We start from the raw sequence: 20,017 nt of genomic DNA, 5'->3' as shown, positions 1-20,017 counted from the left end.
GGAAGAATTTCATGCCTCGTTCATTGAAAAAAGGTCCATTCATAGACGCGCACTTGTTTGCTAAAGTTGAGAATGCATTAGACACCAACTCACGCAAGCCAATTAAGACTTGGTCGCGCCGCTCGATGATTCTGCCACAAATGGTTGGCCTAACTTTATCTGTTCACAACGGCCGTACTCATGTACCGGTTATCGTGAGCGAGCAGATGGTTGGTCATAAACTAGGTGAATTTGCCCCGACTCGTACGTATCGTGGTCACGGCATTGACAAAAAAGCTAAGAGATAAGGTGCTTACCATGGAAGTAACTGCAAAATTACGCGGTGCCGCCATATCGGCACAAAAAGTTAGACTCGTTGCTGATGAAGTTCGTGGCAAATCTATTGAGCGTGCTTTGGATATCCTAACGTATAGCAATAAAAAAGGCGCTGTGTTTGTTAAGAAATGCCTTAACTCAGCCATCGCCAATGCCGAACATAATCACGGCTTAGATATTGACGACCTAAAAGTCGCTACTATCTATGTTGATGAAGGCATTACGCTAAAACGTATCCTACCACGTGCCAAAGGCCGTGCTGATCGTATCAGCAAGCGTACTTGTCACATCACTATAAAGGTAGGAGAATAAGTTATGGGTCAAAAAGTACATCCAATCGGAATTCGTCTTGGTGTTGTAAAAAAGCATAACGCAAACTGGTATGCTAACCCTAAACAATACTCAGAATACCTAATCAACGACATTCAAGTTCGTGAATATCTACGCAAAAAGCTAGATAACGCTATGATCAGCAACATCATGATCGAGCGTCCTACTGGCGCTGCTAAGATTACCATCGCCACTGCGCGTCCTGGTATTGTTATCGGTAAGAAAGGCGAAGATATCGAAAGACTTCAAAAAGAATTGACCAAAATTATGGGCGTACCTGCTCAGGTCAACATTGAAGAAATCACGTCACCTGACCTTGATGCACGTTTGGTAGCAGACGGCATCGGTAGCCAGCTTGAGCGTCGTGTTATGTTCCGTCGTGCGATGAAACGCGCGGTACAGAACAGCATGCGTTCTGGTGCTAAAGGTATCAAGGTTGAGCTGTCTGGCCGTCTAGGCGGTGCTGAGATTGCTCGTAGTGAATGGTACCGTGAAGGTCGTGTGCCATTGCATACACTCCGTGCTGATATTGACTACTCGTCAATTCGTGCAGAGACAACTTACGGCACCATCGGTGTTAAAGTTTGGATTTTCCGTGGCGAAATCCTTGACGGTATGAACAGTGTATATAATCCCGTCAAAGAAGAGCAGACTCGTGCGCCAAAACGCCGTGGTCGTGGAAACCGTCGAAACTCAGACAGAGGTTAAACTATGTTACAGCCAAAACGTACCAAGTTTCGTAAAATGCACAAAGGTCGTAACACTGGGCTAGCTCATCGTGGAAGCACCGTTGCATTCGGACAAATTGGTCTAAAATCATTGACGCGTGGTCGTATGACAGCTCGTCAAATCGAAGCAGCACGTCGTACCATCACTCGTAAAATTAAGCGTGGCGGTAAGATTTGGATTCGTGTATTCCCTGATAAACCAATTACCAACAAACCATTAGAAGTACGTATGGGTAAAGGTAAAGGTCCAGTAGAATATTGGGTATGCGAAATCAAACCTGGTAAAGTGCTATATGAAATTGAAGGGGTATCTGAAGAGCTTGCTCGTGATGCATTAACGCTCGCTGCAGCAAAATTGCCCTTTAAAACTACCATTGTTAAGCGGACGATAATGTAATGAAGATCAGTGAATTACGTGATAAATCATTAGAAGAACTGACCCAGTTACTTGATGAAAAGCAACTTGATGCTTTCCGTATTCGTATGGCTAAAGCAACTGGTCAGTTGGGTAATACCCATGAAGTCAGAGCCAATCGTCGCACGATTGCCCAGCTTCAGACTTTGATTAACGAGAAACAACGAGGCGACTCATGAGCGATAACAATCAAACAGCTACCAATGCTAGCGTATTGACAGGACGAGTTGTCAGCGACAAGATGGACAAGTCCATCACAGTTTTGATTGAGCGTCTGGTTCGTCATCCTTTGTATGGCAAGCAGCTTCGTCGTTCTACGAAAATCAAAGCTCATGATGAGAATAACGTTTGCCAACAAGGCGACCTTGTCCGCATCAAAGAAACGCGTCCAATCTCAAAAACTAAGTCTTGGACTTTAGTTGATGTGGTTGAAAAAGTAGAAAAAATCTAAGTAAATTGCATTAAAAGCCAGAAGCTGTTAAAATAGCCGCCTTTTTAAGGATGCTGATTGCGCCGAGCGTATATCACTCACATTAAGAGTAAGTCGCGGTTATTTATATTAAAATGCCGTCCTACTCATTCTGTGCTAGCGGCAGCAACTGGTTTTTATTGCTCATACGTGTGGAGTAACGCTATGATTCAGGTTGAGTCAATGCTGGAAGTTGCAGACAATAGCGGTGCAAGGCGAGTTCAGTGCATTAAAGTACTGGGTGGTTCTCATCGTCGTTATGCATCAGTTGGCGACATTATTAAAGTAACGGTTAAAGAAGCCATTCCTCGTGGTCGTGTTAAAAAAGGCGACGTGATGAATGCAGTAGTTGTACGTACCAAAAAAGGCGTTCGTCGTCCAGATGGTTCTGTGTTACGTTTTGATGACAATGCTGCGGTATTGTTGAACCAAAACAAAGCGCCGATTGCAACTCGTATTTTTGGACCGGTAACTCGTGAACTACGTGGTGATCAGTTTATGAAAATTGTATCACTAGCACCAGAAGTATTGTGAGGTAATCCATGTCAAAATTACGTAAAGGCGATACAGTTATCGTGATTGCTGGGAAAGACAAAGGCAAGCAAGGTACTGTACAAGCTGTAAAAAACGATCGTATTAAAGTTGAAGGCATTAATATTGTTACCAAACATCAGAAGCCAAATCAGGCAACTGGCGTTGAAGGTGGTATTGTTAAGCAAGAAGCTTTTCTGCATATCTCAAATGTCGCAATCTTAAATGCGCAAACCCAAAAAGCAGACCGTATTACTTATCAGTTTGGCGAAGACGGCAAGAAACAACGCGTCTATCGTTCAAACGGTGAAGTAGTGGCGACTGCGTAAGACACTAAGGGTGTAATGGTAATGGCAAGATTAAAATCTTTATATAACGATAAATTAAAGCAGCAAATCAAAGAAGATCTTGGTTTGGACAATGTGATGCAAGTGCCTAAAATCACTAAAATCACACTTAACATGGGTGTAGGCGGCGCGTCTCAAGACAAGAAATTGTTGGAAGGTGCTGTAGCTGATATGACTGCGATTGCTGGTCAAAAACCTGTTGTCACCAAAGCGCGTAAATCAGTTGCTGGCTTTAAGATTCGTGAAGAATGGCCAATTGGCTGTAAAGTAACGCTACGCGGTGAGCAAATGTACGAATTTTTAGATCGTCTCGTTGCCATTGCAATTCCTCGTATTCGTGATTTCCGCGGTTTTTCACCTAAAGCCTTTGACGGACGTGGTAACTACTCATTGGGTATCAAAGAACAAATCGTATTCCCAGAAGTAGATTTTGACAAGATTGATCGTATCCGTGGTATGGATGTGACAATCACCACGTCAGCTCAATCTGATGAAGAAGGTCGTGCGTTGCTTAAAGCATTCGGCTTCCCATTTAAATAAGGTAAAGACGTTATGGCAAAGAAGAGCATGATTAACCGCGAATTAAAGCGCGAAAAAATGGTTGCTAAATATGCTGAAAAGCGTATCAAGCTAAAAGAAACTATCAGTGATATGACTGCAAGTGACGAAACTCGTATGGAAGCGATGTTAGAGCTACAAGCTCTTCCACGCAACTCATCACCAGTACGTCTGCGTAATCGTTGTGCTATCACCGGTCGTCCTCACGGTTACTTCCGCAAGTTTGGCTTGTCACGCAATATGCTGCGTGAGCGTGTCATGCAAGGCGATGTGCCTGGTGTTCGTAAAGCAAGCTGGTAAGGAGTAACTATATGAGTATGCAAGATACCGTTGGGGATATGCTAACCCGTATCCGTAACGCACAAATGGCTAACAAAGTATCGGTAGCAATGCCGAGCTCTAAATTACGTAAATCAATTGCTGATTTATTAGTTAGCGAAGGTTATGTGGCTAGCGCTGTTGTTGCTGAAGAAGAAAACAACAAAGCAACCCTTACTATTGAATTGAAATATTTCGAAGGCCGTGCTGTCATCGAGACTATCCAACGTTATAGCCGTCCTGGTTTACGCCAGTTCCGCGGTAAAGACGCTATCCCTACTGTTAAGCAAGGTATGGGTGTTGCTATCGTATCTACTAGCCAAGGTATCATGAGCGATCGTGCTGCACGCGCTGCTGGTATCGGTGGTGAAATCGTCGCATTTGTAGCGTAAGCTATACGACGATGAAGTCTATTTGATGGTTGTTAGGCTTCTATCGGTTGAGTAATATCAAATTATTTCAAATTGATAGATGTCTAACACAGTCAACTATGCTAAACTAACACGCTTTTTAGCCTGTTAGTTTTTTCGCTAATATAAAGAAGTTAAATTTTTTAAGGAATATTCCTATGTCTCGTGTGGCTAAAGCCCCAGTGACGCTGCCAAACGGCGTAAGCGTTACTTTGAACGATCGGCAGGTCGAAGTTAAAGGCAAGAACGGTTCTCTGTCTTTACGCCTGCATGAATTGGTCGAGCTGAAACAGGAAGATAATGCTATCATTTTCTCACCTACAGTCGATTCAAAAGAAGCTATGATGCACACTGGCACCATGCGCGCTCTTGTTAACAACTATGTTACTGGCGTGAACGAAGGCTTTGAAAGACGTCTTCAGTTAATTGGTGTTGGTTATCGCGCGCAAGTTACTGGTAACAAGGTAACCTTGAACGTTGGTTATTCTCATCCAGTAGAGTATACGTTACCTGAAGGTGTATCAGCTGAAACGCCAACGCAAACTGAAATTGTTTTGAAATCAAACAATAAACAGCAGCTTGGTCAAGCAGCCGCCAACATCCGTGGTTTCCGCCCACCTGAGCCTTACAAAGGTAAAGGTATTCGTTATAGTGACGAGCATGTGATTCGCAAAGAAGCTAAGAAAAAATAAGGTGAGTTGAAATGTTTGATAAAAAAGCAGCTCGTCTGCGTCGAGCTAAGAAAACACGCGCGCATATCCGTTTCTTAGGCGTTCATCGCTTAACGGTTAACCGCACGTCAAAACATATTTATGCCCAGATTATCTCTCCAAATGGTGGTGAAGTGATTGCTCAGGCATCTACCTTAGACAGCAGCTTGCGTTCAGGCGCGACTGGTAATGCTGATTCAGCAACGTCTGTAGGCCAAATGATCGCAGAACGCGCAAAAGCAGCTGGCATTACTAAAGTTGCCTTTGACCGTAGTGGTTTCAAATATCATGGTCGAGTTAAAGCTTTAGCAGAAGCTGCTCGCGAAAACGGATTGGAGTTTTAATCATGGCTAGAAATGATAAAAATGATAAAAATGAACAGACTGACGGTCTAGTAGAACGCTTAGTTACCGTTGATCGCGTAGCGAAAGTTGTTAAAGGTGGTCGTATTTTCTCTTTCACTGCATTGACTGTAGTGGGCGATGGCAATGGTCGTGTAGGTTTTGGTCGCGGTAAAGCACGTGAAGTGCCAGCTGCTATCCAGAAAGCACTAGAAGCTGCCAAACGTAATATGATTACTGTTGAGCTAAATGATGCAACTTTGCATCATCCAATCAAAGCACGTCATGGTGCTAGTAAAGTCTATATGCAACCTGCATCTGAAGGTACTGGCGTAATCGCTGGTGGCGCAATGCGTGCTGTATTAGAAGTTGCTGGTGTCAAAGATGTTTTGACTAAATGTTATGGTTCTACCAATACTGCTAACGTTGTTCGCGCAACGTTTAACGGTTTACGTGATATGTCAACTCCAGAGAAGATGGCAGCTAAACGTGGTAAATCTGTAGACGAAATCTTGGGTTAACTTAGACTAGGTGAGTTACGATGAAAAAAATGAAAGTCACTCAATTTAAATCGGGTGCCCATCGCCTAAAGAGCCACAAAGCGAGCTTGAAAGGATTGGGTTTACGCCGTATTAATCATACTGTAGTAGTAGAAGATACTCCTTCGACTCGTGGTATGGTCAATCGCGTTAACTACATGGTAAAAGTGGAGGAAGCGTAATGGGTCTTAGATTAAATGAATTATCACCAGGTGTTGGCGCAAAGAAAACTGCCCAACGTCGTGGTCGTGGTATCGGTTCAGGTCTTGGTAAGACTGGTGGTCGTGGTGTAAAAGGTCAGAAATCTCGTTCAGGTTCTAGCATTCGCTCAGGATTTGAAGGTGGTCAAATGCCTTTATATCGCCGTCTACCAAAATTTGGTTTTACCAGTAAACTGGCTATGAAGACTGCTGAAGTACGTCTTTCTGAACTGAATAAAATTGAAGGCGATGTAGTTAGCCTTGAAACACTTAAAGCTGCTAACCTTATCCGTCACGATATGAAACGTGCTCGTGTAATGCTATCAGGCGAAGTCACTAAAGCTTATACTTTCAAAGGTATTAAAGTGACTAAAGGTGCTAAGCAAGCTATCGAAGCTGCTGGTGGTAGCATCGAGGAGTAGTAACGTGTCAAAACAATCAATGTCATCGGCTGGTATACCGCTTAATCCATTCGCATTTATACGTAAGTATGATGAGCTATGGACGCGTTTATTATTTTTAATCGGCGCATTGATTGTTTATCGTTTAGGGTCACATATTCCAGTTCCGGGTATCAACCCAGTTAACTTGGCTGATCTGTTTTCGCGCAACGAAAACACTATTCTGAGCATGTTTAATATGTTCTCAGGTGGTGCGCTAGAGCGTATGTCTATCATGGCACTTGGCATTATGCCATATATCTCAGCATCGATTATCGTACAGATGATGTCTGCAGTATTGCCATCGCTTGAAGCCCTCAAGAAAGAAGGTGAAGCGGGACGACGCAAGCTAAACAAGTATACCCGTCAGGGAACGCTTGCTTTAGCCCTAGTACAGTCATTAGGAATGTGTGCCGGCTTAATCAGCCAAAACCTTACTTTATCTACTGGTCTTACCTTTTATATTCCAGCTGTTACTTCTTTAGTAGCAGGCGCAATGTTCTTAATGTGGCTTGGTGAGCAAATTACAGAACGCGGCGTAGGTAATGGTATTTCAATGCTCATTTTTGCGAGTATTGTGGCTGGTACTCCAGGTATCATTTCGCAGTCTATTGAACAGGTCAATCAAGGTCAGATGAACTTGATTGTGCTATTTATTTTTGTACTGCTAGGTATCGCGGTTACTGCGGGTATCGTTTATATTGAACGTGCTCAACGCCGTGTTCCTGTGAACTATGCACAAAAACAGCAACAAGGCCGCAAAATTTACGCTCAGCAGCAATCACATTTGCCGTTGAAGCTAAATATGGCAGGGGTTATCCCCGCTATTTTTGCCAGTTCTTTGTTATTGTTTCCTGCAAGTTTAGGGCAGTGGGTTGGTCAATCGACTGATCCTACCTTTGTACAGAAAATACTTCAAAATATGGCATTGGTGTTGTCTCCAGGACAGCCGCTATATTTAGTACTGTTCGGCGCAATGATTATCTTTTTCTGTTATTTTTATACGGCATTGGTATTTAGTCCGCGTGAAGTAGCAGAGAACCTTAAACGTAGTGGTGCGTATATCCCAGGTATCCGCCCAGGACAACAAACTCAGCGTTACCTCGATCATGTATTAAACCGACTGACCTTTATTGGCGCGATGTATATGACGGTTATTTGTTTAATGCCAATGGTCGTCCAGTCATCGTTTGGTGTGCCGTTTCAACTCGGTGGTACGTCTTTACTGATTATGGTGGTTGTGGTAATGGACTTCATCTCGCAGATTCAAGCGCATTTGATGACCCATCAATATCATGATCAGACGTTAATTCAATCGCCCACTCAACCTTAAATGAGCGGTACGATATTTCAAGGAGCATGCTATGAAAGTTCAAGCATCAGTTAAAAAGATTTGTGGTAGCTGTAAAGTTGTGCGCCGTAAAGGCCGTGTACATATTATTTGTACAGCAGAACCTCGCCACAAGCAACGTCAAGGTTAATATTTAGTATTGGAAAACATCTAGTTTTCGCTGCTAATTAAATTAATACTTGAAAAATAACGGCGGATGCGATATCATCCGCCACTTGCCGTGTTTATACAAAATCTTTTATAATAGAATCGATGAGCAGACTTATAGTCAAAACATCGATAATGACTATAAAAGCTCTAGTATTAACAGCAACAAATCTGAAGAGTAAAGCCTTATCGCTAGATAACGCTTATTTTTCTTTAATGGAGAGAAATCAATGGCTCGTATTGCCGGCGTAAACATTCCGGATAATAAGCATGCTGTTATTTCACTAACTTACATCTTTGGTGTAGGTCGTACCACTGCTCAGAAAATCTTAGAAGCAGTTGGCATCGCCCCTACTACTAAAGTCAGTCAGTTAGATGATACACAGTTAGATGCTATCCGTGCACAAGTTGCAAACTACATGACTGAAGGTGACCTTCGTCGTGAAGTTTCAATGAACATCAAGCGTTTAGTTGATCTTGGTTGTTACCGTGGCATCCGTCATCGTCGTAACCTACCAGTTAGAGGTCAGAACACCAAGAACAACGCTCGTACTCGTAAGGGTCCGACACGCCCTCTCAAAAGATAATTAACTTAGGAAGCTAAAAGATGGCAAAAGACACTCGCAGTCGCAAAAAGGTGGCTCGTCGTTCAGTATCGGAGGGCATTGCCCATATCCATGCGTCTTTTAATAACACCATTGTTACGATTACCGATCGTCAAGGTAATGCATTGGCTTGGGCCACTTCAGGTGGACAAGGCTTCCGTGGTTCACGTAAATCTACACCATTTGCAGCTCAGGTTGCAGCTGAAGTCGCTGGTAAAGCGGCCCAAGAATATGGTGTTAAGAATATCGATGTTTTGGTCAAAGGACCAGGACCGGGTCGTGAGTCTGCGGTAAGAGCACTAGGTGCATTGGGTTATAAAGTTAACAGCATCTCTGATGTAACCCCAATCCCACACAATGGTTGCCGTGCGCCGAAAAAGCGCCGCGTCTAATATTAAAGACGAAGCTTTTTATACTAAAAGCTTATAGGAGACATAACAATGGCCCGCTATATTGGACCAAAACTGAAATTATCACGTCGTGAAGGTACGGATTTAGGCCTTAAGTCTGGCGTTAAACCGTATGACGTAAAAACGAAGAAAGCTGGTCGTCCACCAGGTCAGCATGGCGTAAGCCGTAACAAGACCTCAGAATATGCTCTACAGTTGCGTGAAAAGCAAAAAGTTAAGCGTATTTATGGTGTACTAGAGCGTCAATTCGCGAACTACTATAAAGAAGCTGCTCGTAAGCGTGGCGCTACTGGTGAAAACTTGCTAGCAATGCTTGAGAGCCGTCTAGATAACGTTGTATATCGCATGGGCTTTGGCTCAACTCGCGCAGAAGCACGTCAGCTAGTCAGTCATCGTACTGTTATGGTAAAAAAAGCTGGCCGTGATGAGTTTGTTCGTGTGAATATTCCTTCAATTCAGCTTCAAGATGGTGATGTCATCGCTATCCAAGAGAAATCTCGCGAACAGCTACGTATTAAAAACGCTATCGAATTAGCGACACAACGTGGTATTCCAGAATGGCTTGATGTTGACCACAGCAAACTACAAGGCACGTTTAAACATGCGCCTGATCGTATTGATCTACCTGCTGAAATCAACGAAAGCTTGATCGTTGAGCTATACTCTAAGTAATGACGTAATGCTCAATGTTATGAAAATGGCATTGAGCAATTAACGTTAATTAAACCAGTTTAATAAATCGAGGTGACATCATGATGCTAAATGCAACTGAGTTTCTAACGCCGAATGCCATTAATGTGGATACGGTTAACGAAACGATTGCGAAAGTCACGCTCGAACCGTTAGAACGCGGCTTTGGGCATACCCTAGGTAATGCTCTGCGTCGCATCTTGTTATCTTCATTACCTGGTGCTGCAGTCATTGAAGCTGAGATTGATGGTGTTGACCATGAATACTCAACGCTTGAAGGCCTGCAAGAAGACGTACTTGATTTGCTTTTGAACCTAAAAGGCTTAGCAATTACGCTTCATGACCAAAATGAAGTATTTTTGACCTTGGATAAACAAGGTCCAGGCACTATTACTGCTGCAGACATCGCGTTGCCGCACAATGTTGACATCATCAATCCAGAATTGGTCTTGGGTACATTGAGCGATCGTGGTCATCTTAAGATGCGTTTGCGTGTAGTGATGGGTCGTGGATATGAGCCAGCAAACCAGCGCCGTGAAGATGGTGATACTAAAGCAATTGGACGCTTAAAGCTTGATGCAAGTTTTAGTCCTGTGCTTCGTGTTGCTTATCAGGTTGAGAACGCTCGTGTAGAGCAGCGTACTGATCTTGATCGTCTTATCATTGAGCTTGAAACTAATGGCACTATAGATCCAGAAGAAGCAATTCGTAAAGCAGCCACTATTTTACAACAACAGATTTCTATCTTTGTTGACCTAGAAGCTGAAGAAGCGCCTGAGCCTGTGAAAGAGAAAGAAGAGGTTGATCCGGTGCTATTACGCCCTGTGGACGATCTTGAACTAACGGTTCGCTCAGCCAACTGCTTGAAAGCTGAAAACATTTACTATATCGGTGATTTGGTACAGCGTTCAGAGACTGAACTTCTAAAAACCCCAAATCTTGGTAAGAAATCATTGACAGAAATCAAGGACGTATTAGCGTCTAAAGATTTAGAGCTCGGTATGCGCCTAGATAACTGGCCACCAGCTGATTTACGTGTTGATGATCGCTTTTCTTATCGTAGCCGTTAAACTTTAAGGATTTTTGACTATGCGCCATCGTAAGAGTGGAGTCAAGCTGGGTCGTACCGGCAGTCATCGTAAGGCAATGTTTCAGAACATGACTAACTCATTATTTGAGCATGAACTGATCAAAACAACTTTACCAAAAGCTAAAGAACTACGTCGCGTTGCCGAGCCATTGATCACTATGGCTAAAGAAGACAGCGTTGCTAACCGTCGTTTAGCATTCAGCCGTATGCGTAGCAAAGCTATGGTAGGCAAATTATTTGGCACGTTAGGTCCTCGTTACCAAACGCGTCCAGGTGGTTATTTGCGTATCGTAAAATGCGGTTACCGTGATGGTGACAATGCGCCAATGGCTTATGTAGAATTGGTTGATCGTGACTAGTTTTACATCTAAGACATATTTCATAAAAAAGCTCCAATGCAATTGGAGCTTTTTTTTGTCTTAAATTTGACTAAATTTACTAGTAGCTGTTCAAAGCAATAATTAGCTGCTTAGAGTAATAACGAATCGACATTGGCCGCACCTTGTCTGATAACTTCAGGAACGCTGCTAGTCATATCCACGATAGTAGTAAGCTTAGTTGTCTTTATACCTGCATTGATGAGACCGTCGATTTGATTGCCTAGCAAATCTTCAATCTCAAATGGGTCATCCAAAATATCGTCTCGATTAGGCAAAATCAGTGAGCTGGTTAAGATAGGTTCATCCATCGCTTCTAATAATGCTTGAGCAATGGGGTTACTAGGTACACGGATACCAATGGTTTTTTTCTTTGCATGCGCCAGTTTTTTCGGTACGTCTTTGGTGGCAGTAAGAATAAAAGTAATTGGGGCAGGTGTGTGGGCTTTCAACTGTTTAAATTGAACATTATCAACTGTTGCATAGTTGGCAATCTCTCTCAGATCTCGGCACAATAGCGTAAATTGATGCTTATCATCGAGTTCGCGGATTTGCTTAAGCTTCGCTAGGGCATCCTTTGCACCCAAACGGCAACCAAAAGCATAACTGGTATCAGTTGGGTAAATAATTAACTGATCTCTGCGCAATAGGTCAGCGGCTTGCTCAATGAGACGTGGCTGCGGATTATCGGGATGAATATAGAAGACTTCCATAGTGGTTCCTTATTTTATAATTATTGGTTTTTTAATTGAGACAAATTTTTCATTAGTTAGATGTAGTTCAATTACTAGATACATTAGAAAAACTACTCTAGAACTAAAGTAGATCGATATCTTCAAAATACTACTTCAGTTATCAGTATAGCTCAAAGTAGATATAAGTTTAGTGGCAAGGCGTTACCAACCGTAGAGAATCGTTAATAAGTAGGAACGCTTAGTAATTTGAATTAAGCACTTATCTCAGATGAAGAAGTGCAAGCGCTAAGTAACGCAATCAGTAAAGTCTTAGCGTCACGCGGCAGAGTATGAGGTTTGGCTATATAGTTTTGGACTTGCTGATAGACATCACTAGCAAAGGTGCTACTACTAGTATCGAAGTCGGCAAACAAATTATCTTGGGAGACTTGGAAGTTTCGTCCACACGCCAAGGTAAATAGACACTCTAATGCTTGAGGTTTGATTTCTACACGCTCAAATGCTTGTTGCTGAGCCGCTGATCGTCCATCTGGGGCATACCAGTAACCAAAGTCAGATAGTTGTCTACGAGCGTCACCAGCTACGCACCAATGACTCAGCTCTAGTAAACTCTTAACTATAAATGTACATTACTAAGTTATTGATTGATAAAGAAGTAATTGTAATGATGTAAAATCAGCTTCTTGATAAAAAAATGTACAATATTCCTCATAAAAGGAGATATTGTACATTAAGTGAGTCATTGGAATTATCACTTTTCAAAGCACTAAGAAGCTTATATTAGCCGTGTATATACAATCGAGACATATCAATATTTGAGCCCATCCCAGATTCTGTGTAACTGCCATTTAGATTAAATGCTTACTGATACGGTCATCAAACATAATCATAAAACGATTCAGAGCAGACGTCCAGTTACGGATTGGCATCGACCACTTTTTGGATGCCTGCTGGGTTGCTAAGTACACCACTTTGAATGCTGCCTGATCAGATGGGAACACCTTACGCTTATTCACCGCTGTCCGAATCACGCTGTTTAAAGACTCAATAGCATTGGTGGTATAAATCACTTTTCTGATGTCTTTAGGATACTCGAAGAACACCGTTAAGCCCTCCCAGTTATTACGCCAAGACTTGATGACATGCGGATACTCTTTGCCCCATACCTCATTAAAATGCTCAAGGTTGGCCTCTGCTATCTCAAGCGTATCAGCGCCGTAGATGGCCTTTAAATCAGCCGCTACGGCCTTCTTATCTGTCCAAGGTACAAACTTCATTGAATAGCGCACCATGTGTACGATACACAGCTGAACCTTGGCTTTGGGATAAACCGTGTTGATGGCATCGGGGAAGCCCTTTAAGCCATCGACACAGGCAATGAGGATATCTTGTACCCCGCGGTTTTGTAGCTCAGTGAGAACGCCCAGCCAGAACTTAGCGCCTTCATTCTCTGATAACCACATACCAAGCAGCTCTTTTTTACCATCAAGAGCAACACCTAGCGCTAAGTAAATGGCTTTGTTGATAATCTGCTTATCTTGACGTACTTTGACGACAATGCAGTCTAGATAGACGATAGGATAAACACTGCTCAGCGGCCGGTTCTGCCATGCGGTGATGTCCTCTAATATGTTATCGGTGACTCTAGAAACCAAGCTGCTTGAGATGTCGACGTCATAGAGCTCTTTAATGCTCTCTACAATCTCGGTGGTGGTTTGACCCTTGGCGTAAAGGAATATGATCTTGTCATCGAGACCTGAGATACGGGTTTGATGCTTGCGCACGAGTGTAGGTTCAAAGTCACCATGACGGTCTCTTGGGGTGGATATCTCAAGATCGCCTGTGTCACTGCGGACGGTCTTTTTAGTGTGGCCGTTGCGCTTATTGGGCTTGTCTGCCTTCTCATGTTTAGGGTAGCCGAGATGATCTTCCATCTCAGCCTCTAAGGCAGTATCAATAAAGGATTGCATGAGCTGCTTTTGAAAGTCTTTAATGTCATCGAAGCTGTTCATGCTACCAGCCATTTGCTCGGCCAGTTTCTTGATGTCAGATTGAGTAGTCATTGCTTATTCTCCAGTTAGTGGATTATAAGCAGTTACACAGTTTTTGGGAAACTCTCCAATATTTTATTTTTGATGAATAGATCGGGACTTTTTGTTGGTTCTTCTCTTAGTAGATATTCTTTGTTTTTTCAATAAAATTGGGAAGGCTAGAATATTTACTATAGTTATCATCGGCTGAATAGTAGCCTGATGAATATACTTCACATGACTGCTTTGAAATTTTAAAATTAAGTAAGTATGAATTTGCAATATGTAGTTAATAAACTAATTATCCCTTAACGTAGAAAAATCTGTATGCATTAATGTTTCTAAAGCTATTCTAGCCGTAGGAGGAGGATTCGTAATCATCTCTTGATAATTAACTTCTAAGTTTTTTAGAAACACCTCTGATATCGGTCGACCTGAAAAATCATCAAAGCTAGGTGAAAAATGTATACCTATAGCTTCACACATAGCCTTTTCTAAGCCTTGAGGTCTTGCTTCAACCAATTGAAATAGCTCTTGCTCTTCACTTGTTCTACCACATTCAGTATACCAGTAACCATAGTCATCTAATTTGCGTCGTTTTTGCCCTGCCAAACAGTAATGAGCAATTTCATGTAATAGGCTTCTTGGGTAGTTTTCTTTAAAAAAGATCTTCGCATTTGTATCTGCTTTTGGCGCTTCATAGTAGGGTTCATCTACTCCACCAATTATGGTTAGAGTAGGAAAAAGATGTTCAAATAAAATTTTTAGTTTGTTACACAAATGATCGTCATTCATAGGAATACTTTTAAGGCATCTTAATAGCCGTAATATGAGAAATAAAGCTTTAGAGAGGCTTTATTCATAGATTGTATTTGAGCTAAACAGGAACAAGATTAAGCTATTTATTAGATCTTTTCACTAATCTTATATGTGGAGAATCTGCTAACTCTCTTTGAAGTTCAAAATTCTGTCTTAGAATGTTAAGATAATCTTGCATTATAATGTCATATTCTTCTTTTATCATGTCGTATTTCAAATTAGCTTTGATTTTGAGCTCTTTTTCATGTTTTAACTTAGTAGAAGTATTAGGTTTTTCTTGAGCACGATTTTTGCGTTCTTCTTCCGCTTTTGTTATTGCTTCGCAAAGTTCTGGATATCTCTCATTACGGACATACCCTTTTCCTTTACCTGCCTCTCTACCTACAGCGTCTCTAGTAAACTTAAACCGTGATGACTTTGTATTGACAATTTTGGCTGTACCATCTTGTAGACGATTCAAAGCATCCCAATAAGCCTGTTCTGCCTGGCTAGTTTTCATGTTATTTCTCTTGATTTACTTCTAATACTGAAAGAAGACTGTCTATTTTTTTAATACTCACTTCGTATTCATGATGAACACGCTTTGGAATATCTAAAGTGAGTTGAGACTTATAAAAATCTTTAGTTTGTAGCAAAATACTTTTGGATTCTGGTGAAAACACCGCATTTTCACAGCTAATACAAGCAGATGCCAATACACCAGCACCTTTATCACAAGGTTTAATAGACATACATCCGCCAACTAAAGTAGATCGATAACGAATTTTGCCATTTTTGACTGCTTTCTTAGTACTATTTCTATTATCTAAGAACTTAGGAAGCTTATTCTCTACTTTTCTTTTTTGTAGATTTTTACCAGCTGCACCAGTTAGTGTCACCCTGCTATCTAACAATTCATGCAAATTATCTGACTCTACTCTTGCTTGGGCCTCCTGCCATTCCTTTTGCATAGCTTTGACTTCAGGGCCGTTGCCTAAAATATTTATCGCTCTAGAGTTTGAGTCCGTGTAATAGACTGTCATCATCATGCTTATATGTTTTAGCTGGGATTTAAGAGTAGGATATGAAACATAACCACTAGAAGCAGCATACACGGCTAAGGAGCGTCTAAACTGATGAAAGCCTAAAGGCCAAGGCTTACCTAATTTAATATTATTAGATATTTCATCGCCGTATAAAAATTGACTGACTTCCTTTAAGTCTTGTTCTGAAATTAATAAGTGCTCTGATGACATTATTTTTTGAATGAGGTTGCTATTTAAGGCAGTTGTTGCATAATCAAAATGCGGATGAGGCTTTCCAGATTTCCCATTTTCAATTGAAAAAAACAACGGTAACTTACTCTCATCTTCTGCCACCTGACTCTTATTAGCAGACCAGTTCAAAGCTCCTTGAGTGATAAATTTAGCTGCTTCAAAAGCTTCTTCAACAATTGAACCTGTTACCCATTTTGTAAATCTTGGTACTCCATTACTTTCCAATTTTGTTGTAGTTGACCATACTACAGGTATATTCCCAGTATCGGAATGAATATGTCTTAGCCCGTTGAAAGGGATAGATAGTAATTCATTTTTACGCATACCTGTAAACGCAGCTATAACAAAAGCGCTTTTCATCTGTATTTGACCTAAGCTGATTGTTAAACTTAACCAATTAGCATTCTTGATGATGTTTAAATCTGTTAATTCTGCTAAAATCTTAGTTAGCTTTGTATCTGTCTTCAAAGCAGTTTGCCAATAAAATCTGATTAAGCTTTTTTGTGATTTAGTAAGCTTACTCATAGGTACACTCTGATCTAATCTTAATGCTTCATCTCTTACTTTAGTACGTGCAGAAAAAACATATGAGATCTGCTCAGCGTGCTTATTAAAAACCTTGAACCGCCCCGAGTATATCGGAGAGTGTTTTACTTGAGTCAGGCAGCCATGCCTGACAGGGTTAAATTGTCATAATACCGCTTTTCAAACTCAAAAGGCGACACATAACCAATCGTGCTGTGCAAACGTGTTTTGTTGAACCAATCGACCCACTCTAAAGTAGCCAGTTCAACATCATTCACGCCTTGCCACTGCTGTTTTAAATAATCAATCACTTCCGTTTTATAAAGCCCGTTAACCGTTTCAGCCAACGCATTATCGTATGAATCGCCTGTTGTGCCAACAGAGGCAATGACGCCAGAATCAGCCATCTTATCAGTATAACGAATGGATAAATACTGAACCCCTCGATCACTATGATGAATCACAGCTTTAGGATTATTCCTATCTGTTATTGCCTGATTTAACGCCGCCATCACCATATCGGTATTCATACGATTAGAGACTTTCCAGCCCACAATAGCGCGGGCAAACACATCAATGATAAAAGCGGTATAGACCCAGCCGCTCATGGTCTTGATATAAGTGAAGTCCGCCACCCACAGCTGGTTAGGACGCTGGGCGTTAAAGTTACGATTAACCAAATCATCAGCGCGCTTCTGGTCATCACGGCTATTAGTCGTAATCTTACCTTTGCCACGCCAAACCCCTTGCAGCTCATATTGCTTCATTAAACGCTCTACAGTACACCGAGCAACCTGTAGCCCGTCCGCTTTCATCTGTTGCCAGACCTTACGAGCGCCATAGCGGCATTTGCTGTCCTGCCAGATGCGTTTAATCTCGCTAATATAATAGTCGTCATGCTGACTGCGTAGTGAGCGCTTGTCAGGGCACTCTTCTAAGTCTTTAGCACGGTGATAGGTTGACGGGGCAATCGGTAGTACTCTACAAATCAGCTCGATCCCATATTCTTGCTTGTTAACATCAATAAAATCGACCATTATTTCGGTGGGCGGTCGAGCTCCGCCTGGGCGAAAAAAGCGGCAGCCTTACGTATAATCTCGTTGGCTTGCTTGAGTTCTCTATTCTCGCGCTCGAGATCCTTAATACGCTGCTCTTGACTTTGAGCTTGCACATTTGCAGGAATGGTTTGATCGATGTGCTTTTTATGCCACGAGCGTAGAGTTTCAGGTGTGCAGCCAATCTTAGGGGCAATGGCTTGAATCGCTGACCAGGTGGAGGGATAGTCATTTGCTGATTCAATGAGCATGCGAACGGCGCGTTCTTTAATCTCAGGAGTGTAGTTTCGTGTTTTCATTGTCGTATTCTCTCAGAATGTTGAGTCTCCGACAATCCCGGGGCGGTTCACCTGCAAACTTTCAATGGTATCTTTTAGCAGGTTCTGATAAATACGTGAAGGAATGATCATGGTTTGAAGACTTTGAGAAGTCTCAGGGAAAGATTTTCTAGTCTTTCTTAGTTTGCTTGAAAATTCTTTTGAAGGTTGCATGTTACACCAAAAATTACTTTGATTTAAAACAGATGCTGTATCAATAAATCTTTGTATCTTGCCTAAATGCAAACCTATTTGTTTCTCCGTCGAACTATTAGTTACTAGGAAGTCGATTGCACTACTGTCAGTAAATATATTATTAAAGTCAATATTATTGTTTACACAGTAACTAATTAGGAAGGATATAGCGACTATATCACTATTCAATTTTGACATAGAACATCCATTCATCTCACAATTCCAATTGAGAGTAAATACCTTCAAAAACTTAACTGCTGATTTGAATTTTTTGCCGTCGGTATTAATAGATGAGGATAGGTTCCGAATTTTAGTTCTAAAATTAATAGTTCTATGTGAATTGCTAGTAGCACTATAGTCCCAAATATCATCAGAGAATAATGATAAAGCATCTCCACTCTTGGAAAGCGTTACAATCAAACCAGATGATGGGTTTTCGATTAGGTCTTTAGATATTGGTTGTATCTCTTTAACGAGGGGTTCACGCATCATTGTCTTGGTCATAAACTTAAGCTTTTTCTGTTAGATTCTGAGGCTACAGTGAGAAAATTTATATGCTCATCCCAATACTCATTATAAATTTGCATTTTTATTTTTTGTTCAGCATCATCAACGAGTTCAATTACTCTATTATCTTTTCCTTTAAGAATATTGATAATCTCGTCAATTCTAAATAGTGATGGTTCTATAGAGAGAAGATGATATTCAGGATCATCACGAATCATAGAAGACTTTAGTAGAGCCTCCTTCAAACTTAATAGTTTATGTATATCTTCAAAATCTATATGAATTGCAAAAAATTCACAGAACAAACAACTTTCAAATGTAGCACAGGAAGGGTTGGGGGCTTCATTATTAAAGCCCAATGCCTTAACAGGATCATTATCTGATAGGTTAGAACAAGATCCTGCTGGTATTTTCTCCGTATCATAGTTAGTTGAAGTCTTGATAGATATAGTTTGTTCATTAGTTCGATTAGACCTAAGAACTGCGGTAATCATTTTTTCGTGATAATGATTCATCTCTATTGCTTGAGACTCAATATCGATCGAAGTGTAAGATTTAGCTACTGTAGTTAAAGAGTTATTCAACTTCCTAGCTACTAATGACAAATTTCCTTTAGAATGTTTTATGTAGTATTCCGCACATAGGTTTCTAATGTCTCTAGCAGTAACCCTTTTAACCCCTTTAAAAAGTGGAGTATTGTCGTCAATAGAACTGACAGAGCTACGTGCAAAACGCTTTAATTGACGATGTTCTCCAATACGCATAAACAAGTATTCTTGACAGTCTCCAGGAAGATGAAGGTTATCAACCCACTCTCTAAGTTTCAAATACTGTATGAGATAACGTTTTAAGTGAGAAGGAGCGGAAAATTCAATCTGTCTACCTGCTCGATATTTATGTTTTTTAGCAAAAGTTGATAAGCCAAGGTTTTCCAAATTTAAATCAGATATTTTCAAATCAAGTGTGGGTTGTATATTAGCAGCAGTGAAAGAAAGGTAAATGTAATAAAAGCAATATGTACATAGGTTATAAGCATAAATTTTTCTAGAGTCTAAATTCTCATTGATCCATGTATTTCTGTTGTTTATTAATGTGTTTTTATAGAAATCTTTCTTAGTATGCTCACAATTATAATAATTTGATAAAGCATTTTTTACCTCATTAAAGGGTTGAACCGCCCCGGGATTGTCGGAGACTCAACATTCTGAGAGAATACGACAATGAAAAAACAAACCTACACTCCTGAGATTAAAGAACGCGCCGTTCGCATGCTGATAGAAGCGTTGGGCGACTATCC

At 41.1% G+C, this 20,017-nt stretch carries 31 protein-coding genes, 1 pseudogene and 1 other annotated feature; of the genes and pseudogenes, 23 read left to right on the top strand and 9 right to left on the bottom strand.

Annotation, left to right across the window (positions count from 1 at the left end; all coding sequences use genetic code 11):
- Nucleotides 1-11: 11 nt before the first annotated feature.
- From rpsS to rplQ, 23 genes are all read left to right on the top strand, one after another.
- Nucleotides 12-287 (top strand): 30S ribosomal protein S19, encoded by a 276-nt coding sequence (rpsS, locus tag JMX07_RS00160; RefSeq protein WP_010196682.1) that lies wholly within the window; start codon nt 12-14, stop codon nt 285-287.
- Between the two features lie 10 nt (nt 288-297).
- Nucleotides 298-627, top strand: coding sequence for a 50S ribosomal protein L22 (rplV, locus tag JMX07_RS00155; RefSeq protein WP_021813373.1), 330 nt, complete (start codon nt 298-300; stop codon nt 625-627).
- A 3-nt stretch (nt 628-630) separates the two neighbouring features.
- Complete coding sequence (gene rpsC, locus JMX07_RS00150; RefSeq protein ID WP_057758704.1) at nt 631-1,353, top strand: 30S ribosomal protein S3; 723 nt, start codon at nt 631-633, stop codon at nt 1,351-1,353.
- Nucleotides 1,354-1,356: 3 nt separating this feature from the next.
- Nucleotides 1,357-1,770 (top strand): 50S ribosomal protein L16, encoded by a 414-nt coding sequence (gene rplP, locus JMX07_RS00145; protein WP_025644399.1) that lies wholly within the window; start codon nt 1,357-1,359, stop codon nt 1,768-1,770.
- Nucleotides 1,770-1,967, top strand: a complete 198-nt coding sequence (gene rpmC, locus JMX07_RS00140) for a 50S ribosomal protein L29 (protein ID WP_025644397.1) — start codon at nt 1,770-1,772, stop codon at nt 1,965-1,967. The genes rplP and rpmC overlap by 1 nt, the downstream gene beginning before the upstream one ends.
- The gene (gene rpsQ / locus JMX07_RS00135; RefSeq protein WP_021813375.1) at nt 1,964-2,239 is read left to right on the top strand and encodes a 30S ribosomal protein S17; all 276 of its coding nucleotides are present in this window, start codon (nt 1,964-1,966) and stop codon (nt 2,237-2,239) included. The genes rpmC and rpsQ overlap by 4 nt, the downstream gene beginning before the upstream one ends.
- Before the next feature lie 183 nt (nt 2,240-2,422).
- Nucleotides 2,423-2,791, top strand: a complete 369-nt coding sequence (gene rplN / locus JMX07_RS00130) for a 50S ribosomal protein L14 (RefSeq protein WP_010196702.1) — start codon at nt 2,423-2,425, stop codon at nt 2,789-2,791.
- An 8-nt stretch (nt 2,792-2,799) separates the two neighbouring features.
- Nucleotides 2,800-3,117 carry a 50S ribosomal protein L24 gene (rplX, locus tag JMX07_RS00125; RefSeq protein ID WP_201605171.1) on the top strand — a complete coding sequence of 106 codons (318 nt, stop codon included), beginning with the start codon at nt 2,800-2,802 and terminating at the stop codon, nt 3,115-3,117.
- Nucleotides 3,118-3,138: 21 nt separating this feature from the next.
- Nucleotides 3,139-3,675, top strand: coding sequence for a 50S ribosomal protein L5 (gene rplE / locus JMX07_RS00120; protein WP_057758706.1), 537 nt, complete (start codon nt 3,139-3,141; stop codon nt 3,673-3,675).
- Nucleotides 3,676-3,687: 12 nt separating this feature from the next.
- On the top strand, nt 3,688-3,993 hold the full coding sequence (rpsN, locus tag JMX07_RS00115; RefSeq protein WP_010196705.1) for a 30S ribosomal protein S14: 306 nt from the start codon (nt 3,688-3,690) through the stop codon (nt 3,991-3,993).
- 11 nt (nt 3,994-4,004) lie between these two features.
- Complete coding sequence (gene rpsH / locus JMX07_RS00110) at nt 4,005-4,403, top strand: 30S ribosomal protein S8 (RefSeq protein WP_101204864.1); 399 nt, start codon at nt 4,005-4,007, stop codon at nt 4,401-4,403.
- Between the two features lie 176 nt (nt 4,404-4,579).
- Nucleotides 4,580-5,113 (top strand): 50S ribosomal protein L6, encoded by a 534-nt coding sequence (rplF, locus tag JMX07_RS00105; protein WP_201605169.1) that lies wholly within the window; start codon nt 4,580-4,582, stop codon nt 5,111-5,113.
- A gap of 11 nt (nt 5,114-5,124) precedes the next feature.
- A complete protein-coding gene (gene rplR, locus JMX07_RS00100; RefSeq protein WP_057758713.1) occupies nt 5,125-5,475 on the top strand; it encodes a 50S ribosomal protein L18 in 351 nt (116 codons plus the stop codon).
- Between the two features lie 2 nt (nt 5,476-5,477).
- The gene (gene rpsE, locus JMX07_RS00095; protein ID WP_057758716.1) at nt 5,478-5,993 is read left to right on the top strand and encodes a 30S ribosomal protein S5; all 516 of its coding nucleotides are present in this window, start codon (nt 5,478-5,480) and stop codon (nt 5,991-5,993) included.
- A 20-nt stretch (nt 5,994-6,013) separates the two neighbouring features.
- Nucleotides 6,014-6,193 (top strand): 50S ribosomal protein L30, encoded by a 180-nt coding sequence (gene rpmD / locus JMX07_RS00090; protein WP_057758718.1) that lies wholly within the window; start codon nt 6,014-6,016, stop codon nt 6,191-6,193.
- Nucleotides 6,193-6,633 carry a 50S ribosomal protein L15 gene (gene rplO / locus JMX07_RS00085; protein WP_057758719.1) on the top strand — a complete coding sequence of 147 codons (441 nt, stop codon included), beginning with the start codon at nt 6,193-6,195 and terminating at the stop codon, nt 6,631-6,633. The genes rpmD and rplO overlap by 1 nt, the downstream gene beginning before the upstream one ends.
- A 19-nt stretch (nt 6,634-6,652) precedes the next feature.
- On the top strand, nt 6,653-7,984 hold the full coding sequence (gene secY, locus JMX07_RS00080; protein ID WP_180958160.1) for a preprotein translocase subunit SecY: 1,332 nt from the start codon (nt 6,653-6,655) through the stop codon (nt 7,982-7,984).
- Between the two features lie 31 nt (nt 7,985-8,015).
- Nucleotides 8,016-8,132: a 50S ribosomal protein L36 gene (gene rpmJ / locus JMX07_RS00075; RefSeq protein WP_010196721.1), complete on the top strand. Its 117-nt coding sequence runs from the start codon at nt 8,016-8,018 to the stop codon at nt 8,130-8,132.
- Nucleotides 8,133-8,379: 247 nt separating this feature from the next.
- Nucleotides 8,380-8,736 (top strand): 30S ribosomal protein S13, encoded by a 357-nt coding sequence (rpsM, locus tag JMX07_RS00070; RefSeq protein ID WP_021813384.1) that lies wholly within the window; start codon nt 8,380-8,382, stop codon nt 8,734-8,736.
- Between the two features lie 20 nt (nt 8,737-8,756).
- Nucleotides 8,757-9,146 carry a 30S ribosomal protein S11 gene (gene rpsK / locus JMX07_RS00065; protein ID WP_010196728.1) on the top strand — a complete coding sequence of 130 codons (390 nt, stop codon included), beginning with the start codon at nt 8,757-8,759 and terminating at the stop codon, nt 9,144-9,146.
- A 48-nt stretch (nt 9,147-9,194) separates the two neighbouring features.
- On the top strand, nt 9,195-9,836 hold the full coding sequence (rpsD, locus tag JMX07_RS00060) for a 30S ribosomal protein S4 (RefSeq protein WP_057758723.1): 642 nt from the start codon (nt 9,195-9,197) through the stop codon (nt 9,834-9,836).
- A gap of 80 nt (nt 9,837-9,916) precedes the next feature.
- Entirely contained in the window at nt 9,917-10,924 is a 1,008-nt protein-coding gene (locus tag JMX07_RS00055; RefSeq protein ID WP_021813386.1) for a DNA-directed RNA polymerase subunit alpha, read from the top strand.
- Nucleotides 10,925-10,943: 19 nt separating this feature from the next.
- Nucleotides 10,944-11,303 carry a 50S ribosomal protein L17 gene (gene rplQ, locus JMX07_RS00050; protein WP_021813387.1) on the top strand — a complete coding sequence of 120 codons (360 nt, stop codon included), beginning with the start codon at nt 10,944-10,946 and terminating at the stop codon, nt 11,301-11,303.
- Between the two features lie 110 nt (nt 11,304-11,413).
- Here the strand turns inward: rplQ and JMX07_RS00045 are convergent, their stop codons facing one another.
- The 9 genes and pseudogenes from JMX07_RS00045 to JMX07_RS00005 form a co-directional block, all read right to left on the bottom strand.
- Nucleotides 11,414-12,034 (bottom strand): L-threonylcarbamoyladenylate synthase, encoded by a 621-nt coding sequence (locus tag JMX07_RS00045; protein ID WP_201556162.1) that lies wholly within the window; start codon nt 12,032-12,034, stop codon nt 11,414-11,416.
- A 233-nt stretch (nt 12,035-12,267) separates the two neighbouring features.
- Nucleotides 12,268-12,639, bottom strand: a pseudogene (locus JMX07_RS00040) (elongation factor P hydroxylase); the annotation flags it as partial.
- A gap of 225 nt (nt 12,640-12,864) precedes the next feature.
- Entirely contained in the window at nt 12,865-14,079 is a 1,215-nt protein-coding gene (locus JMX07_RS00035) for an IS256 family transposase (protein ID WP_201605167.1), read from the bottom strand.
- A gap of 264 nt (nt 14,080-14,343) precedes the next feature.
- Nucleotides 14,344-14,841: an elongation factor P hydroxylase gene (locus JMX07_RS00030; protein WP_057758727.1), complete on the bottom strand. Its 498-nt coding sequence runs from the start codon at nt 14,839-14,841 to the stop codon at nt 14,344-14,346.
- Between the two features lie 103 nt (nt 14,842-14,944).
- Entirely contained in the window at nt 14,945-15,364 is a 420-nt protein-coding gene (locus JMX07_RS00025; RefSeq protein WP_057758729.1) for a hypothetical protein, read from the bottom strand.
- Nucleotide 15,365: 1 nt separating this feature from the next.
- Nucleotides 15,366-16,646 (bottom strand): hypothetical protein, encoded by a 1,281-nt coding sequence (locus JMX07_RS00020; RefSeq protein ID WP_201605165.1) that lies wholly within the window; start codon nt 16,644-16,646, stop codon nt 15,366-15,368.
- A 134-nt stretch (nt 16,647-16,780) separates the two neighbouring features.
- Nucleotides 16,781-18,000 (bottom strand): IS3 family transposase gene (locus tag JMX07_RS00015; RefSeq protein WP_406947643.1). Its coding sequence is split into 2 segments (ribosomal slippage): nt 16,781-17,724 and nt 17,724-18,000, totalling 1,221 coding nucleotides; the frame shifts between segments, so codons are not numbered across the junction.
- Nucleotides 17,609-17,725: a sequence feature (AL1L pseudoknot), on the bottom strand. (Overlaps the previous gene by 117 nt.)
- Before the next feature lie 12 nt (nt 18,001-18,012).
- Nucleotides 18,013-18,717 carry a hypothetical protein gene (locus tag JMX07_RS00010; protein WP_201605163.1) on the bottom strand — a complete coding sequence of 235 codons (705 nt, stop codon included), beginning with the start codon at nt 18,715-18,717 and terminating at the stop codon, nt 18,013-18,015.
- Nucleotides 18,714-19,655, bottom strand: coding sequence for a hypothetical protein (locus JMX07_RS00005; protein ID WP_201548320.1), 942 nt, complete (start codon nt 19,653-19,655; stop codon nt 18,714-18,716). The genes JMX07_RS00010 and JMX07_RS00005 overlap by 4 nt, the downstream gene beginning before the upstream one ends.
- Nucleotides 19,656-20,017: the final 362 nt, after the last annotated feature.

The organism is Psychrobacter immobilis (assembly GCF_904846235.1).
Classification (GTDB): domain Bacteria; phylum Pseudomonadota; class Gammaproteobacteria; order Pseudomonadales; family Moraxellaceae; genus Psychrobacter; species Psychrobacter immobilis_C.
This window is presented reverse-complemented; position numbering and strand designations above follow the sequence as displayed.

Coding starts and splice junctions, on each gene's coding strand:
- rplF (WP_201605169.1), top strand. CDS start 4,580: ATGTCTCGTGTGGCTAAAGCCCCAGTGACGCTGCCAAACGGCGTAAGC.
- rpmD (WP_057758718.1), top strand. CDS start 6,014: ATGAAAAAAATGAAAGTCACTCAATTTAAATCGGGTGCCCATCGCCTA.
- rplX (WP_201605171.1), top strand. CDS start 2,800: ATGTCAAAATTACGTAAAGGCGATACAGTTATCGTGATTGCTGGGAAA.
- rpsH (WP_101204864.1), top strand. CDS start 4,005: ATGAGTATGCAAGATACCGTTGGGGATATGCTAACCCGTATCCGTAAC.
- rplQ (WP_021813387.1), top strand. CDS start 10,944: ATGCGCCATCGTAAGAGTGGAGTCAAGCTGGGTCGTACCGGCAGTCAT.
- rpsE (WP_057758716.1), top strand. CDS start 5,478: ATGGCTAGAAATGATAAAAATGATAAAAATGAACAGACTGACGGTCTA.
- JMX07_RS00010 (WP_201605163.1), bottom strand. CDS start 18,717: ATGACCAAGACAATGATGCGTGAACCCCTCGTTAAAGAGATACAACCA.
- rpsS (WP_010196682.1), top strand. CDS start 12: ATGCCTCGTTCATTGAAAAAAGGTCCATTCATAGACGCGCACTTGTTT.
- JMX07_RS00045 (WP_201556162.1), bottom strand. CDS start 12,034: ATGGAAGTCTTCTATATTCATCCCGATAATCCGCAGCCACGTCTCATT.
- rplO (WP_057758719.1), top strand. CDS start 6,193: ATGGGTCTTAGATTAAATGAATTATCACCAGGTGTTGGCGCAAAGAAA.
- rplN (WP_010196702.1), top strand. CDS start 2,423: ATGATTCAGGTTGAGTCAATGCTGGAAGTTGCAGACAATAGCGGTGCA.
- rpsC (WP_057758704.1), top strand. CDS start 631: ATGGGTCAAAAAGTACATCCAATCGGAATTCGTCTTGGTGTTGTAAAA.
- rpsK (WP_010196728.1), top strand. CDS start 8,757: ATGGCAAAAGACACTCGCAGTCGCAAAAAGGTGGCTCGTCGTTCAGTA.
- JMX07_RS00055 (WP_021813386.1), top strand. CDS start 9,917: ATGATGCTAAATGCAACTGAGTTTCTAACGCCGAATGCCATTAATGTG.
- rplV (WP_021813373.1), top strand. CDS start 298: ATGGAAGTAACTGCAAAATTACGCGGTGCCGCCATATCGGCACAAAAA.
- rpsN (WP_010196705.1), top strand. CDS start 3,688: ATGGCAAAGAAGAGCATGATTAACCGCGAATTAAAGCGCGAAAAAATG.
- rplP (WP_025644399.1), top strand. CDS start 1,357: ATGTTACAGCCAAAACGTACCAAGTTTCGTAAAATGCACAAAGGTCGT.
- rplR (WP_057758713.1), top strand. CDS start 5,125: ATGTTTGATAAAAAAGCAGCTCGTCTGCGTCGAGCTAAGAAAACACGC.
- rpsM (WP_021813384.1), top strand. CDS start 8,380: ATGGCTCGTATTGCCGGCGTAAACATTCCGGATAATAAGCATGCTGTT.
- JMX07_RS00020 (WP_201605165.1), bottom strand. CDS start 16,646: ATGAGTAAGCTTACTAAATCACAAAAAAGCTTAATCAGATTTTATTGG.
- rpmC (WP_025644397.1), top strand. CDS start 1,770: ATGAAGATCAGTGAATTACGTGATAAATCATTAGAAGAACTGACCCAG.
- secY (WP_180958160.1), top strand. CDS start 6,653: ATGTCATCGGCTGGTATACCGCTTAATCCATTCGCATTTATACGTAAG.
- rpsQ (WP_021813375.1), top strand. CDS start 1,964: ATGAGCGATAACAATCAAACAGCTACCAATGCTAGCGTATTGACAGGA.
- JMX07_RS00030 (WP_057758727.1), bottom strand. CDS start 14,841: ATGAATGACGATCATTTGTGTAACAAACTAAAAATTTTATTTGAACAT.
- JMX07_RS00035 (WP_201605167.1), bottom strand. CDS start 14,079: ATGACTACTCAATCTGACATCAAGAAACTGGCCGAGCAAATGGCTGGT.
- rpsD (WP_057758723.1), top strand. CDS start 9,195: ATGGCCCGCTATATTGGACCAAAACTGAAATTATCACGTCGTGAAGGT.
- JMX07_RS00025 (WP_057758729.1), bottom strand. CDS start 15,364: ATGAAAACTAGCCAGGCAGAACAGGCTTATTGGGATGCTTTGAATCGT.
- rplE (WP_057758706.1), top strand. CDS start 3,139: ATGGCAAGATTAAAATCTTTATATAACGATAAATTAAAGCAGCAAATC.
- rpmJ (WP_010196721.1), top strand. CDS start 8,016: ATGAAAGTTCAAGCATCAGTTAAAAAGATTTGTGGTAGCTGTAAAGTT.